This window comes from Streptomyces sp. NPDC059355, assembly GCF_042752335.1.
Classification (GTDB): Bacteria; Actinomycetota; Actinomycetes; order Streptomycetales; family Streptomycetaceae; genus Streptomyces.
In genome coordinates this window covers 35,173-49,001 of record NZ_JBHYXN010000007.1, presented here as the reverse complement: position 1 = coordinate 49,001, position 13,829 = coordinate 35,173, and the positions used below count along the sequence as shown (strand labels likewise).

The 13,829-nt window shown below is 72.5% G+C and carries 14 protein-coding genes and 1 tRNA gene; 6 read left to right on the top strand and 9 right to left on the bottom strand.

The features are described from left to right. Positions 1–25: 25 nt before the first annotated feature. The 3 genes from ACFXGI_RS09070 to ACFXGI_RS09060 form a co-directional block, all read right to left on the bottom strand. A complete protein-coding gene (locus ACFXGI_RS09070) occupies positions 26–1,486 on the bottom strand; it encodes a Stp1/IreP family PP2C-type Ser/Thr phosphatase (RefSeq protein ID WP_384704794.1) in 1,461 nt (486 codons plus the stop codon). Positions 1,487–1,627: 141 nt separating this feature from the next. Further along, positions 1,628–2,131, bottom strand: coding sequence for an FHA domain-containing protein (locus ACFXGI_RS09065; RefSeq protein ID WP_030857660.1), 504 nt, complete (start codon positions 2,129–2,131; stop codon positions 1,628–1,630). Between the two features lie 10 nt (positions 2,132–2,141). After that, positions 2,142–2,957: an FhaA domain-containing protein gene (locus ACFXGI_RS09060; RefSeq protein ID WP_384704793.1), complete on the bottom strand. Its 816-nt coding sequence runs from the start codon at positions 2,955–2,957 to the stop codon at positions 2,142–2,144. Positions 2,958–3,249: 292 nt separating this feature from the next. Between ACFXGI_RS09060 and ACFXGI_RS09055 the strand changes: the two genes are divergently transcribed. The 6 genes from ACFXGI_RS09055 (at position 3,250) to ACFXGI_RS09030 (ending at position 8,783) form a co-directional block, all read left to right on the top strand. Next, a tRNA-Leu gene (locus ACFXGI_RS09055) sits at positions 3,250–3,332 on the top strand. 207 nt (positions 3,333–3,539) lie between these two features. After that, positions 3,540–5,231 (top strand): sensor histidine kinase, encoded by a 1,692-nt coding sequence (locus ACFXGI_RS09050; RefSeq protein ID WP_384704792.1) that lies wholly within the window; start codon positions 3,540–3,542, stop codon positions 5,229–5,231. 11 nt (positions 5,232–5,242) lie between these two features. Continuing rightward, a complete protein-coding gene (locus tag ACFXGI_RS09045) occupies positions 5,243–5,902 on the top strand; it encodes a response regulator (RefSeq protein ID WP_384704791.1) in 660 nt (219 codons plus the stop codon). 90 nt (positions 5,903–5,992) lie between these two features. Continuing rightward, positions 5,993–7,462: a DUF2252 domain-containing protein gene (locus tag ACFXGI_RS09040; protein WP_384704790.1), complete on the top strand. Its 1,470-nt coding sequence runs from the start codon at positions 5,993–5,995 to the stop codon at positions 7,460–7,462. 129 nt (positions 7,463–7,591) lie between these two features. Further along, the gene (locus ACFXGI_RS09035; RefSeq protein ID WP_384704789.1) at positions 7,592–8,401 is read left to right on the top strand and encodes a J domain-containing protein; all 810 of its coding nucleotides are present in this window, start codon (positions 7,592–7,594) and stop codon (positions 8,399–8,401) included. Between the two features lie 37 nt (positions 8,402–8,438). Then, positions 8,439–8,783 (top strand): rhodanese-like domain-containing protein, encoded by a 345-nt coding sequence (locus tag ACFXGI_RS09030; protein ID WP_384704788.1) that lies wholly within the window; start codon positions 8,439–8,441, stop codon positions 8,781–8,783. Positions 8,784–8,792: 9 nt separating this feature from the next. Here ACFXGI_RS09030 and ACFXGI_RS09025 read toward each other — a convergent pair whose 3' ends face one another. The 6 genes from ACFXGI_RS09025 to paaA all read right to left on the bottom strand — a co-directional run bounded on the left by ACFXGI_RS09025 (position 8,793) and on the right by paaA (position 13,757). After that, a complete protein-coding gene (locus ACFXGI_RS09025) occupies positions 8,793–9,935 on the bottom strand; it encodes an acyl-CoA dehydrogenase family protein (RefSeq protein ID WP_384704787.1) in 1,143 nt (380 codons plus the stop codon). Between the two features lie 108 nt (positions 9,936–10,043). Next, the gene (locus ACFXGI_RS09020) at positions 10,044–11,171 is read right to left on the bottom strand and encodes a 2Fe-2S iron-sulfur cluster-binding protein (RefSeq protein WP_384704786.1); all 1,128 of its coding nucleotides are present in this window, start codon (positions 11,169–11,171) and stop codon (positions 10,044–10,046) included. Next, positions 11,172–11,726, bottom strand: a complete 555-nt coding sequence (gene paaD / locus ACFXGI_RS09015; RefSeq protein WP_384704785.1) for a 1,2-phenylacetyl-CoA epoxidase subunit PaaD — start codon at positions 11,724–11,726, stop codon at positions 11,172–11,174. Beyond that, a complete protein-coding gene (gene paaC, locus ACFXGI_RS09010; protein ID WP_384704784.1) occupies positions 11,720–12,460 on the bottom strand; it encodes a 1,2-phenylacetyl-CoA epoxidase subunit PaaC in 741 nt (246 codons plus the stop codon). Before paaC ends, paaD begins: the two co-directional genes overlap by 7 nt. Further along, positions 12,457–12,741, bottom strand: a complete 285-nt coding sequence (gene paaB, locus ACFXGI_RS09005) for a 1,2-phenylacetyl-CoA epoxidase subunit PaaB (protein WP_030857641.1) — start codon at positions 12,739–12,741, stop codon at positions 12,457–12,459. Before paaB ends, paaC begins: the two co-directional genes overlap by 4 nt. Continuing rightward, complete coding sequence (gene paaA / locus ACFXGI_RS09000) at positions 12,738–13,757, bottom strand: 1,2-phenylacetyl-CoA epoxidase subunit PaaA (RefSeq protein WP_384704783.1); 1,020 nt, start codon at positions 13,755–13,757, stop codon at positions 12,738–12,740. The genes paaB and paaA overlap by 4 nt, the downstream gene beginning before the upstream one ends. Between the last annotated feature and the right edge of the window lie 72 nt (positions 13,758–13,829).

The following is a 13,829-nucleotide window of genomic DNA, read 5'->3' as shown; positions in this document are numbered from 1 at the left end:
GGCCCCCTGCGCCCGCGGGTGTGTACTACTGCTTGCCGCAGAGGCCGACCAGCGACTGCTCCGTGGGAGACAGGCTGGGGCCGAGTGCCGGTGGGTTCTGCGCTTCCGCGGCGCGGCGCTCCTCGTCCTTCTTGCACGCGGTGACCTGGACGCCGAGCTCGTCGATCTTCTGACGGGCGCCGTCGAGGCTGGTCTCGGTGATGGTGGCCTCGACCAGCTTCCGCTTGAAGGGCGGCAGGTACTTCAGTTCGATGTCGGTGCGATCGGTCTCCACCTTGGAGAGCTCCAGCGGCCCGAGATTCTGGCTGATGCCGCGGAAGAGCGCCACGTGCTCGCCCTTGACGCCGATGTAGTACTGCGTCTGGGTCCAGCGGTGGGCTGCGTAGAGACCGCCTCCGGCCACACCGGCGACGATCAGCAGGATCAGGGTGCGGGTGGTCCACTTGCGCCCTTTGCTGCGGCGCCGGCGGGGGCGGTCGTACGTGTCCTCGTAGCGCGAGTCGTCCTCGTACGGGTCGGGTTCGCCGAAGCTGCCGTACGTGCCGCCGCCGCCCTGGCTCTGGTCGGGGTATCCGTAGCCGGGTGCCTCGCCGCTTCCGGGGGGCCCGAAGGCGCCCGGCGGGGGGGCCTGGCGGCCCAGGCCGGAGGCGCGGCCCGCCGGGGTCTGCATGGCGTTGCCGTCGAAGAGCTGGTGCTGGTTCTCGGCGACCGCGCCGACGACGACCGGGGTGTCGTTCAGCTGGGCGGCGAGGGTGTCGCCGCTGTCGGTGTCGAGGACGTCCGCGACGATGCAGGTGATGTTGTCCGGTCCGCCGCCGCGCAGGGCGAGCTGGATCAGGGCCTGCACGGTCTCGTGGGGGCCGTGGTAGTCGGCGAGGGTCTCTTCCAGGGTCTGGTGGGAGACGACGCCGGACAGCCCGTCGGAGCAGATGAGGTAGCGGTCGCCGGTGCGGACCTCGCGGATGGAGAGATCGGGCTCGACGGTGTCACCGCTGCCGAGCGCCCGCATGAGGAGGGAGCGCTGCGGATGGGTGGTGGCTTCCTCTTCGGTGATGCGGCCCTCGTCGACGAGGCGCTGCACCCAGGTGTGGTCCTGGGTGATCTGCGTGAGGACGCCGTCGCGGAGCAGGTAGGCGCGGGAGTCGCCGACGTGGACGAGGCCGAGGCGCTGGCCGGTCCACAGGAGCGCGGTCAGGGTGGTGCCCATGCCCTCGAGCTGGGCGTCCTCCTCGACCATGACGCGCAGTTGGTCGTTCGCTCGCTGCACGGCGGTGGCGAGCGACGTGAGGATGTCGGAACCCGGGACGTCGTCGTCGAGCTGCACGAGGGAGGAGATCACCTCGGAGCTGGCGACCTCGCCGGCGGCCTGGCCGCCCATGCCGTCGGCGACCGCGAGGAGACGGGGACCGGCATAGCCGGAGTCCTCGTTGCCCTCGCGGATCATGCCCTTGTGGGATCCGGCGGCGAACCGCAGGGACAGACTCATGCGCACCTGCCCAGTCGATTCCTCCGGGTACAACCGGTCTCGAGCCACACTGCCCACCCTCCGGTCGGGAGCGCGCTCGGGTCCGTGTCCTGGGTGGTCCGGACTGCCGCGGCTCGCTCGCTCCGCTCGCTCATTCTCGTACTACTTCCGCAGCTCGATGACGGTCTTGCCGATGCGGATCGGGGCGCCCGGCGGAATGGGCGTCGGGGTGGTCAGCCGGGTCCGGTCGAGATACGTGCCGTTGGTGGACCCGAGATCCTCGACGATCCACTGGCCGTCACGGTCGGGGTAGATCCTGGCATGGCGGCTGGACGCGTAGTCGTCGTCCAGCACGATCGTTGAGTCATGTGCCCGGCCGAGCGTGATCGTCTGCCCGGCGAGGGCGACCGTGGTGCCCGTGAGGGTGCCCTCGGAGACGACGAGTTTGGTCGGCGCTCCGCGGCGCTGGCGCTGCTGTGGCGGCGCGGCGGCCTGGCGGCCGCCTTGCGCCGGCGCTCCGGACGCGTTCCCGCCGCGGCGTGAGCCGCGCTGCGTGACGCGCGTACCGAAGAGGTCGCTGCGGATGACCTGGACGGCCACGATGACGAACAGCCACAGAACGGCCAGGAAACCCAACCGCATGACCGTCAGGGTCAGCTCTGACATTGCCCCCGCTTCACCCTTCGGCTTGCCGGTAAATGATGGTGGTGCTGCCCACGACGATCCGCGAGCCGTCGCGGAGCGTAGCGCGGGTGGTGTGCTGCCCGTCCACCACGATGCCGTTGGTGGACCCGAGATCCTGGATCGTCGAGGGCGTTCCGGTCCGGATCTCACAGTGCCGGCGCGAGACGCCGGGGTCGTCGATCCGCACGTCGGCTTCGGTGCTTCGGCCGAGTACGAGCGTGGCGCGCGAGATCTGGTGGCGGGTGCCGTTGATCTCGATCCAGTGGCGCCGGGTGGCGCCTGCGGCGGGTACGGGGGCCGGTCCGGCGGCGCCCGGCCGGCGCGCGGCGGCGCCCGGGGGCGGTCCGGCCGGCATCGGCGGTGCGGAGACCGGCGGGTAGCCGTAGCCGCCCTGCTGGTTCTGGGGGGCTGCCTGCGGCGGCGCCTGGGAGGTGCTGGAGGCGAGCGTGCGGCTGCGGACCCGGTAGAGACCGGTGTCGAGGTCGTCGGCCTTCTCCAGGTGGACCTTGATCGGGCCCATGAAGCTGTAGCGCTGCTGCTTGGCGTAGTCGCGGACGAGGCCCGCGAGCTCGTCGCCGAGCTGCCCGGAGTAGGGGCTCAGACGCTCGTAGTCGCCGGTGCTGAGCTCGACGATGAAGTCGTTCGGGACGACCGTCCGCTCCCGGTTCCAGATCGTCGCGTTGTTGTCGCACTCGCGTTGGAGGGCGCCGGCGATCTCGACGGGCTGGACCTCGGACTTGAACACCTTGGCGAAGGTGCCGTTCACCAGACCTTCGAGTCGCTGCTCGAACCGCTTCAGGACTCCCATGGGGCACCTCCTCCGTCGTTGTCGCCCTGTACTGCTTACTGATCGTATCCACGCGTGGCGGATTCGGCTGGTTCCCCCTGGGTCCCATGCGCATGAGTGTTGGTACTCACAAGGGATCGTAGGGGCGCTCAGAGGACAGTGTCCCGCACCGGGAGCGCGGTGCGGGAGGGGCAATCGGACCCGGGCTCGGAGGTGCCGGGAAAGCGATGTGAATCCACCCTGTCCGACGTGCTAATCTTTCGACGTCGCCAGGGGAACGGCCCGAAAGGGAAGATCCACTGGAGAGCTGCTCGGGCGAGTGGCGGAACGGCAGACGCGCTGGCTTCAGGTGCCAGTGTCCTTCGGGACGTGGGGGTTCAAATCCCCCCTCGCCCACATCGACGAAACGGTCGTCATCGCGAAAGCGGTGGCGGCCGTTTCGCATTTCCCGTGCCCCGGTGGGGTGTTGATCGCGTGCGCGGCGATCCCGGGCCGTACGCGGGGAATTGGGGTGGCCCCGGAGTCCGCCGGACGACTTTCGTCGGGGAGGGCGCGACGAAAGAGGGCGGTCCTGCGGGGGCGGCGGTGTCTAGGGTCGGGCGCGTGGATGCGACGGCGAGGATGCGAGCGGGCTGGGACTGGCTGAAGGGGCCCGAGCCGTGGACCCCGCGGATGCTGGCGGGCGACCTGGTGCTCGCCGGGGTGATCGCGCTGCTCGGGCTGGGGGTCGAAGAGCTCGACAACGGCAGCGTGAAACGGATGGCGGCCAGCGCCGCGGTTGTGGTGCTGCTCACGTTGGGGCGGCGCCGGCTGCCGGCGACGACCCTGATCGTCGCGTCGGCGATCTCCCCGTTCCTGCCCGGCTCGTTCCTGGTCGCCATCCTGCTGGGCTGGTCGGCGGGGCGCCGGATCGTCGGGGTGGGCCGGGCGCTGACCGCGTTCACCGTGGCCTTCCTCGCCGCCGTGGGCTTCGGCGTGGCGCAGGCGTGGTCCGAACAACGGCCCGTGCTCGTCATCGTGTTCTCCACGCTGATGTTCCTCGCGATGACGGTCATGCCGGGTCTGGCCAGCCGCTACTGGTCGCAGCGCCGGACCCTGCTCCAGGCGCTCCAGGAGCGCAACGGGCAGCTGATGCGGGAGCGCGTGATGGTCGCCGGACAGGCCCGGCTGCGGGAGCGCCAGCGGATCGCCCAGGACATGCACGACAGCCTGGGGCACCAGCTGGCGCTGATCGCGGTGCACACCGGAGCCCTGGAAGTGGATCCGCACCTCACCGAGCGCCAGCGCGAGGCGGTGGGGGTGCTGCGGCAGGCCTCGGTCGCGGCGATGCACGAGCTGCGCGAGGTCGTCGGGATCCTGCGGGACGGCGTCGAGGCGCCGGCCCCGGCCGAGGAGGCGCAGCCGGCGGCGCGCGGGGTGGCCGGGATCGCGGGGATCGTGGAGGCGGCGCGGAGCGCGGGGACCGACGTGCGGATGGCCGTGTCGGGGCGGCCGAGGCCGCTGGTGGCGGCCTGTGACCACGCGGCGTACCGGATCGTGCAGGAGGCGCTGACCAACGCGTACAAGCACGCCCCGGGGGCGCCGATCACGGTGGAACTGCGGTACGAGGACGACTCGCTGGTGGTGGAGATCGCCAACGGGCCGGCGGCCGGGCCGGGCGTCGGCGCGGCGGTCTCGGGCGGGCAGGGACTGACCGGTCTGCGGGAGCGGGCCCGGCTCGTCGGCGGGATGGTGCACGCGAGCGGGACCGAGGACGGCGGCTTCCGGGTGGCCGGCGTGCTCCCGTACGGGGCCGAGCCGGCCGGGGTGGAGGACATCGCCGACGACTTCGGGCAGCAGGCACAGGCACAGGCGCAGGTCCAGGGGTTCGCGGTGGCGCCGCCGCCGATGGACTGGGCCGCCGTGGACCGGGAGCTGGCCGTACGGGGCCGCAGCCGGGTCGGGGGCGTCGCGATGGGCTGCGGGATCGCCGTCGCGGCGGTGGTGCTGCTGGTGATCGTGATCGGGGCAGGGGTGGTGCTGCTCGTGGGCTCGGCGGGCAGCGCGATGATCAGCCAGGCCGACTACGACAAGGTCCGGGTGGGCGAGTCGGAGGAGGCGGTCCGCAAGAAACTGCCCGACGGCGACAGCTTCATGACCGAGGGCCTGGACCGCAAGGGCCCGGAGCGGCCCGCGGGTACGGACTGTCTGGCCCTGCTGTCGTCGGACGATTCCAGGCTGGCCACCAGTACTGTTTTCCGGTTCTGCTTCAAGGACGGCAAGCTCGTCGACAAGCAGGCGTACGAGTCCGAGTAGTAGGAGCACGGGTGACAGCCAAGGTGATCCGCGTGGTGATCGCTGACGACGAGCCGCTGATCCGGGCGGGGATCAGGATGATCCTGACCTCGGCCCCGGACATCGAAGTCGTCGCTGAGGCGGCGAACGGCCGCGAGGCCGTGGACCTGGCCCGCGCGCACACGCCGGACGTGATGCTGCTCGACATCCAGATGCCGGTGATGGACGGGCTCACCGCACTCGGCGAGCTGGGGCGGGCGGCGCCTGAGGTCAGGGCGCTGATCCTGACCACGTTCGGGGAGAAGGAGAACGTGCTGCGGGCGCTGGGCTCGGGCGGCGCGGGGTTCCTGCTGAAGGACTCGGCGCCGGGCGAGCTGATCGGCGCGGTCCGGGCGGCCGCGGCGGGGGACGCGTACCTCTCGCCGGGCGCGACCCGGCACGTGGTCGACCAGCTGGCTTCGGGCCGGGGCGCTGCGCGCGGCGAGGAGGCCCGGCGGCGGGTGGCGGAGCTGAGCGAGCGGGAGCGCGGGGTGCTGGCGCTGCTGGGCGAGGGGCTGTCGAACGCGGAGGCGGGCAGGCGGCTGCACATGAGCGAGGCGACGGTGAAGACGTACGTGAGCCGGATCCTCTCGAAGCTGGGCTGCGAGAACCGGGTTCAGGCCGCCCTGCTGTCCAGGGACGCCGGGCTGTAGATACGGTCAGGCCGGATTGATGTTGTCCGGCCGGGCGAATTCATGTGGTCAGGCCGAAAAGCACGACGGGTACGGGCGGGGGCGGCACGGATGGTGGCGGTACCGGAGCAGCGGGTTGCGGAGCCGGACGGGGCGACGGGCCGGACGGCTTTCAGAGCGGCGGGAGCGCCGTCCGGTGGGCGAATACCGGCCGTCGGCGGGTTCGCGGCGCGGGTCGTCGCCGGCTCGCCCAAGGAGGCGGGCAAGGCCCTGCGCCTGCGGGTGCCGCGCTCGGCGCACGCTCACTTCGAGGCCCCGGCCGGACGGCCGGACGCGGTGCGGGCGGTCGAGGAGTCCAACGTCGGCCGGGTCCCCGAGCTGGCGCCGATCCGGGTCGGCCGGATGGCCGCCAACCCCTTCGCGTTCCTGCGCGGGGCGGCCGGGCTGATGGCGCACGACCTGTCCGGCGGCCCGGTGACCGGTGTCGGCGCACAGATCTGCGGCGATGCCCACGCGGCCAACTTCGGCCTCTACGGGGACGCCCGCGGCCGGCTCGTCATCGACCTGAACGACTTCGACGAGACCGTGTTCGGCCCGTGGGAGTGGGACCTGAAGCGGCTCGCGACCTCGCTGGTCCTGGCCGGACGGGTGGCCGGCGCCGACGAGGACACCTGCCGGGCCGCCGCGCACGACACCGTCGGTGCGTACCGCCGGACCATGCGGCTGCTGGCCAAGCTGCCGGCGCTGGACGCCTGGAACGCCATCGCGGACGAGGAGCTCGTCTCGCACACCGACGCCCGCGACCTGCTGGGCACCCTGGAGCGGGTCTCGGAGAAGGCCCGCAACAACACCTCGGCACGGTTCGCCGCCAAGTCCACCGAGGCCGGTGCGGACGGCGCCCGTCGCTTCGTGGACGCGCTGCCGGTGCTGCGCCGGGTCGGCGACGGGGAGGCGGCGGCCGTCGCGGCCGCGCTGGGCCCGTACCTGGAGACCCTCCAGGGGGACCGGCTGCCGCTGCTGGCCCGGTACGCGATCCATGACGTGGCCTTCCGGGTGGTGGGCACCGGGAGCGTCGGCACCCGCTCGTACGTGGTGCTGCTGCTGGACCACCGGGGCGAGCCGCTCGTGCTCCAGGTGAAGGAGGCGCGGCCGTCGGTGCTGCTGCCGTACCTGCCCGCGCTGGGCTTCGAGAGCGCGGCCGAGGAGCACGAGGGCCGCCGGGTGGTGGCCGGGCAGAAGCGGATGCAGGTGGTTTCGGACATCCTGCTGGGCTGGACCACGGTGGAGGGGCGTCCGTACCAGGTGCGGCAGTTCCGCAACCGCAAGGGCAGCGTGGACCCGGCGGCACTGGCCCCGGAGCAGATCGACGACTACGGGCGGATGACCGGCGCCCTGCTGGCCCGGGCGCACGCGCACAGCGCCGATCCGCGGCTGCTGGCCGGGTACTGCGGCAAGAACGACGAGCTGGACGAGGCGATGGCCACCTTCGCGGTGGCGTACGCCGACCGGAGCGAGGCGGACCACGCGGACCTGGTCGCGGCGGTGAAGTCCGGGCGGATCGAGGCGGAGGCCGGGGTCTGAGCGGGTCGGGGCGGTGGGCCTGGGGGCCCTGGGCAGGGGCACGTTCGCGGGTCACGTTGCGGGTCACGTTCGCGGGTCGATGTTTCACGTGAAACATCGGCCCAGGCCGACCGGCCTTAGGCTGGCCGGGTGAGCGAGCAGCAGACTGAAGAGACGGGCGACGAGCGACCCGAGGCGCGCCTGGAGCGAGCCGTCCGGGCCGCCGAGCAGGCGCTGATCGAGTTCGAGATCGCGGTGGAGACCTTCCGGGTGGAGGTGGAGAACTTCTCCCGGCTGCACCACCAGAAGCTCGGCCCGATGTACTCGCGGCTCGACGAGCTGGATGCGCTGATCGCCGAAGCGAAGGCGGAGCGCAGCGGTGATCCCGAGGATCTGCGACGGGCCCGGGACGCCCGCTCGCTGGTGATGCCGATGCCCGGGGTGGACGAGCTGTTCCACGACTGGATGGATACGGAGGGCATCTCCGACGACGCGTCCGCGATGCTCACCGACCGCCCGGTGCGGCCCCCGCAGCGGGTACGGCCGACGGAGGAGGTACGCCGCATCTACCGCGAGCTGGTCCGCCAGGCGCACCCGGACCTCGCCCGGGACGAAGCCGAGCGGGAACGCCGCGATGCTTTCATCGCGCGGGTCAACGCGGCGTACGGGCGGGGCGAGGAGCAGCTGCTGCGCCAGCTGGCCGAGGAGTGGGCGGCGGGTCCCGTTCCGGAGGCCGTACGGCAGCTCGACGAGAGCGAGGAGCTCTACGCCCGGCTGGAGTGGCTGGCACGGCGCAAGGAGCTGCTGTCGACGGTGGCACGCGAGCTGGAGGACAGCGCGATCGGATCGATGCTGCGGATGGCTCCGGAGGACCCGGACCGGCTGCTGGAGGAGATCGCGGAGCAGCTGCTCGCGGATGTCGCGAAGCGTGAGGCGGAGCTCGCCGCGCTCGTTGGATAGGTTTGGGAAACAGATCTGCGATGAGAGAAGGCGACGTATGAACTTCGGACCGCTTCCCTCGGTGGACGCCGCCGCGGTGCCCTCCGAAGGTTTTGTCCTCGACGTCCGTGAGGACGACGAATGGGCTGCCGGACACGTGGAAGGTGCCCTGCACATCCCGATGAGCGACTTCGTGGCCCGCTTCGGTGAGGTGACGGTGGCCGTCGAGGACGGCCGCCGTGTGCACGTGATGTGCCGGGTCGGCGGGCGCTCCGCGCAGGTCACCCAGTACCTGGTGCGCCAGGGCATCGACGCCGTGAACATCGACGGCGGCATGCAGGCCTGGGACGGCGCCGGGCGCCCGATGGTGACCGACAACGGGAACCCGGCCTTCGTGCTCTAGCTCCGTACGTCAGGCGAGGGCGTGGGCGGCCAGCAGGTCGCCCAGCGCCTCCTCGTGGGCTGCGGCCGGGCCCAGCTGGAGCTCCAGCTGCTTGGCCCACGCGTGGTAGCGGTGCAGCGCGTAGTCGGTGTCGGCGCCGAAGCCGCCGTGCAGGTGCTGTGCGGTCTGCACGACCCGGCGTACCCCCTCGGAGGCCCAGATCTTGGCGACGGCGACGTCCCCCGCGCTCGGCAGCGGGCCGCCGGCTCCGCCGGTCGCCGCGTCGATCCGCCAGGCGGCCTGCCAGAGGGTGACCTCCATGGCACGCAGGTCGATGTAGCGGTCGGCGGCCTGGACGGCGACGGCCTGGAAGGTGGCCACCGGGAAGCCGAACTGCTCCCGCTTGCCGGTGTACTGGCTGGTCATGGCGAGGACGTTCTCGCCGAGGCCGAGCGCCAGGGCGCAGGTCCCGGTGGCGAGGAGCTGCCGCAGCCGCTCCCAGACGCCCGGGGTCTCGATGAGGTGGCTCGCGGGCACCCGTACCCCGTCCAGGGCGAGTTCGGCGAGCCGTTCCCCGCTGGTGGAGACCTGGTCGGCCAGGGTGAGCCCCTCGGCGGTGCGCGGGACGAGCGCCAGGACGGCCTCCCCCTCGCCGGTGTGGGCCGGTACGGCGATCCAGTCGGCGCCGTGCGCCCACGGGACGGCCGTCTGCACCCCGTCGAGGGTCCACCGCGTGCCCTCGCGGCGGGCGGTGACGGCGAGTTCGGCGGGATCGTGGCCGCTGCGGCCGTGCGCGGCGGCGGTGAGGACGAGCGTCCCGCGCCCCGCACCGGGCAGCAGGGCGGCGGCCAGTTCGGGGCTGCCGTGAGCCTGGACGGCCATGGCGGTGGCGCAGTGCTCCAGCAGCGGAACCCGGGCCAGCACCTTCGCCGCCTCGCGCAGCACCAGGCACAGGGCGATCGCGTCGAGGCCGGCGCCGCCGTGTTCCTCCGCGAGGACCAGGCTCAGCAGGTCGGACGCGGCGAGCTTGGCCCACAGCGGCCGGTCGAAGTCCTCGGCGACGGCCCCCGGGGTCAGCGCGGGGCTGGGCACGCCGTCCGGGGCGACGTCCGCGAAGACGGCCTTCGCCGCCTCGACGGCGGCCTGCTGCTCCTCGGTGAAGGTGAAGTCCACTGCCTGTCCTCCCGCGCGCACCGGTCCCGGTCAGGCCCGGTCCGGACCTGACGGTGCGTCAAGATAGAGCAGGACGAGGGAAATGGACAGCGTGGGAGGACCACGGCCTCAGCGGTCGAAGTCGATCTCCACTTCCTCGGTCACCGCGTGCGACTGGCAGGCCAGCACGAATCCGGCCTCCGTCTCCTCCGACTCCAGCGCGAAGTTCCGGTCCATCCGGACCTCGCCCGTGACCAGGAACGCCCGGCAGGTACCGCAGACCCCGCCCTTGCAGGCGTACGGGGCGTCCGCGCGGTTGCGCAGCACGGCGTCCAGCAGGGACTCGCCGTCCTGGACCGGCCAGGTCCCGGAGCGGCCGTCGAGGCGGGCCGTGACCCGCACGTGGGACGGGGCCGCGGCAGGAGCCGGTGCGGCCGTGTCCTCGACGTGGAAGATCTCCTCGTGGATCCGGGTCCGGACCACGCCGAGCGCGCCCAGTGCCCGCTCCGCGCCCATGACCAGCCCGTACGGGCCGCACAGGTACCAGCCCGTCACCTCCGCGACCGGCAGCAGCGCGGGCAGCAGCGCCTTCAGCCGCTCCTCGTCGAGGCGGCCGGACGGCAGCCCGGCCTCCTGCTCCTCACGGGAGAGGACGGTCACCAGCTGGAAGCGGTCGGGGAAGCGGTCCTTGAGGTCGGCGACCTCGTCCAGGAACATCGTCGACGCGGCCGTACGGTCGCTGCGGACCAGGCAGAACCGGGCCTCGGGCCGCGCCGCCAGCAGCGAGGCGGCGATCGACAGCACCGGGGTGATCCCGCTGCCGCCGACGATCGCCGCGTAGTGCCCGCCGGCCGGGGCGGCGTCCGGCTCCAGGACGAACCGCCCGGCCGGGACCATCACGTCCAGCACGTCGCCGGCGGCGATCTCCTTGTGGGCGAACGTGGAGAACTCGCCGCCCTCCACCAGCCGCACGCCCACCCGCAGCACCGCCGGGCCCGGGCCCGCGGGGGCCGGGGCGGGCGAGCAGATCGAGTACGTACGGCGGACTTCCGTGCCCTCGGGGGTGCGGCGGCGCAGGGTGAGGTGCTGGCCGGGGGCGTGCAGGTACTCGCCGCGCAGCTCCTCGGGGACGCTCAGGGTCAGCGCCACGGAGTCGTCGGTGAGCCGGTCGACCGCCGCCACCGTCAGCGGGTGGAAGGCGCCGTGGCGCGCGGGGCGCCCGGAGCCCGACGTGGGCGACGGCGTGGACGCGGCCATCTACAGCTCCTTGAAGTGGTCGAACGGTTCACGGCAGGCGGTGCAGCGGCGCAGCGCCTTGCATGCGGTGGAGGAGAACCGGCTGAGCAGCTCGGTGTCGGTCGATCCGCAGTTCGGGCAGCGGACCGAGAGGGTGACCGGGACCGGTCCCCCGGCCGCGTGGGGGCGGGGCGGGGCGATGCCGAACTCGGCGAGCTTGCGCCGCCCCTCGGCGCTGATGTCGTCGGTGGACCAGGCCGGGGCCAGGACCGTGCGCACCCGCACGTCCGCGATGCCGTGGCCGGTCAGGACCCGCTCGATGTCGGCGGACATGGCCTCGATGGCGGGGCAGCCGGTGTAGGTCGGGGTCAGGGTGACCTCGACGTGGCCGTCCTCGTACATCCGCACCCCGCGCATCACGCCCAGCTCGGCGAGGCTGATGACGGGCAGCTCGGGGTCGGGGACGGAGCCGGCGAGCTCGGCCAGCTCCGCCTCCAGGCGGGTCGTGGCCTCGGGGGCCTCGGGCGCCTCGGGCCCGGCCGCGGGGGCCGCGGTGCGCGGCCGGTCCGTCACCATGACGCCCCCGGATGGCTGCGGTGCAGGTGCTGCATCTCGGCGAGCAGCCGGCCGAAGGACTCGGTGTGCAGGCCCTGGCGGCCCGCCCCGGCGGCCCAGGCGCCGGAGCGCGGGCCTTCGGGGAGCGTGAGCCCGGCCCGTTCCAGTACGCCGCCCACGGCGGCCAGCCAGCGGTCCTCCAGGGTGGCCCAGTCCACGCCGTCGACTCCGTCCACCGGCTGGAACATCTCGCCGGTGTACTTCCACAGCGCGTCGAGGGCGGCCCGCATGCGGGCGCGGCTCTCCTGCGTGCCGTCGCCGAGCCGCAGGGTCCACTGCTCGGCGTGGTCGCGGTGGTACGCGGTCTCTTTGACGGCCTTGGCAGCGAGCGGGGCGAACGGGCCGTCGCCGGCCGCGAGTTCCGCGTAGAGCTCGTGCTGGTGGAAGGAGAAGTAGAGCTGGCGGGCGATGGTGTGCGCGAAGTCCCCGTTCGGCTGCTCGACCAGCTGGAGGTTGCGGAAGGACCGCTCCTCGCGCAGGAAGGCCATCTCGTCCTCGTCGCCGGCCATGGACAGCAGGACGCGTGCCTGGCCGAGCAGGTCGAGCGCGATGTTCGCGAGGGCGACCTCCTCCTCCAGGACGGGGGCGTGCCCCGCCCACTCGCCGAGGCGGTGGGAGAGGATCAGCGCGTCGTCCCCGAGCGCGAGGGCCGCCGACGCCGTGACGTCGAAAGAAGTGGCATCGGTGTTGCTCACAGGTGGTGCACCCCCTCGGGGATCTCGTAGAAGGTCGGGTGCCGGTACGGCTTGTCGGCCGAGGGGGCGAAGAACGGGTCCCGCTCGTCCGGCGAGGACGCGGTGATCTCGGTGGAGGGCACCACCCAGATCGAGATGCCCTCGTTCCGCCGGGTGTAGAGGTCGCGGGCGTTGCGCAGGGCCATCTCGGCGTCGGGTGCGTGCAGGCTGCCCGCGTGCGTGTGCGAGAGGCCGCGGCGCGAGCGCACGAACACCTCCCACAGTGGCCAGTTCTGCGTCATACCCCTGCCTCCTCGTTCGTCGCCGTGCTCTGTACGGCGTGGTGTGCGCTGTGCTTTTCCGCGTACGCCGCGGCCGCCTCGCGGACCCAGGCGCCTTCCTCGTGGGCCCGGCGCCGCTGGCCGATCCGCTGCTCGTTGCACGGGCCGTTGCCCTTGAGCACGTCCCAGAACTCGGCCCAGTCGATCGCGCCGAAGTCGTGGTGCCCGCGCTCCTCGTTCCACTTCAGGTCCGGGTCGGGCAGGGTCAGGCCCAGTGCCTCGGCCTGCGGAACGGCGATGTCCACGAAGCGCTGGCGCAGCTCGTCGTTGGAGTGCCGCTTGATCCGCCAGGCCATGGACTGCGCGGAGTGCGCCGATTCGTCGTCCGGCGGGCCGAACATCATCAGCGAGGGCCACCACCAGCGGTCCACGGCGTCCTGAGCCATCGCGTGCTGCGCCTCGGTGCCCTTGGACAGGGCCATGAGGAGCTCGAAGCCCTGGCGCTGGTGGAAGGACTCCTCCTTGCAGATCCGGACCATCGCGCGGGCGTACGGCCCGTACGAGCAGCGGCAGATCGGCACCTGGTTGGTGATCGCCGCGCCGTCCACGAGCCAGCCGATCGCGCCGACATCGGCCCAGGTCAGGGTGGGATAGTTGAAGATCGAGGAGTACTTCTGCTTGCCGGAGTGGAGCTTGTCGAGCAGCTCGTCGCGGCTGGTACCGAGGGTCTCGGCGGCGCTGTACAGGTAGAGGCCGTGACCGGCCTCGTCCTGGACCTTGGCCATGAGGATCGCCTTGCGGCGCAGCGAGGGCGCGCGAGTGATCCAGTTGGCCTCGGGCTGCATTCCGATGATCTCGGAGTGGGCGTGCTGGGCCATCTGGCGGACCAGCGAGGCGCGGTACGCCTCGGGCATCCAGTCCCGCGGCTCGACGCGCTCCTCGGCCGCCACCGCGGCGTCGAAGGCCGCCGCGAGCTGTGCCCCGAGGTCAGCCTCGAGGCCTGAGTCCTGCCCCGTCTCCGGGGTCACTGCCACCATCCCGGCCCCCTGCCAGAGATTGTTGACCGCCCGACCGACCGATCGTTCGGTTCGTACTCTTCAATGGTGGGT

Coding starts and splice junctions, on each gene's coding strand:
- ACFXGI_RS09070 (WP_384704794.1), bottom strand. CDS start 1,486: ATGAGTCTGTCCCTGCGGTTCGCCGCCGGATCCCACAAGGGCATGATC.
- ACFXGI_RS09065 (WP_030857660.1), bottom strand. CDS start 2,131: ATGTCAGAGCTGACCCTGACGGTCATGCGGTTGGGTTTCCTGGCCGTT.
- ACFXGI_RS09060 (WP_384704793.1), bottom strand. CDS start 2,957: ATGGGAGTCCTGAAGCGGTTCGAGCAGCGACTCGAAGGTCTGGTGAAC.
- ACFXGI_RS09040 (WP_384704790.1), top strand. CDS start 5,993: ATGGTGGCGGTACCGGAGCAGCGGGTTGCGGAGCCGGACGGGGCGACG.
- ACFXGI_RS09030 (WP_384704788.1), top strand. CDS start 8,439: ATGAACTTCGGACCGCTTCCCTCGGTGGACGCCGCCGCGGTGCCCTCC.
- ACFXGI_RS09020 (WP_384704786.1), bottom strand. CDS start 11,171: ATGGCCGCGTCCACGCCGTCGCCCACGTCGGGCTCCGGGCGCCCCGCG.
- paaD (WP_384704785.1), bottom strand. CDS start 11,726: ATGGTGACGGACCGGCCGCGCACCGCGGCCCCCGCGGCCGGGCCCGAG.
- paaB (WP_030857641.1), bottom strand. CDS start 12,741: ATGACGCAGAACTGGCCACTGTGGGAGGTGTTCGTGCGCTCGCGCCGC.
- paaA (WP_384704783.1), bottom strand. CDS start 13,757: ATGGTGGCAGTGACCCCGGAGACGGGGCAGGACTCAGGCCTCGAGGCT.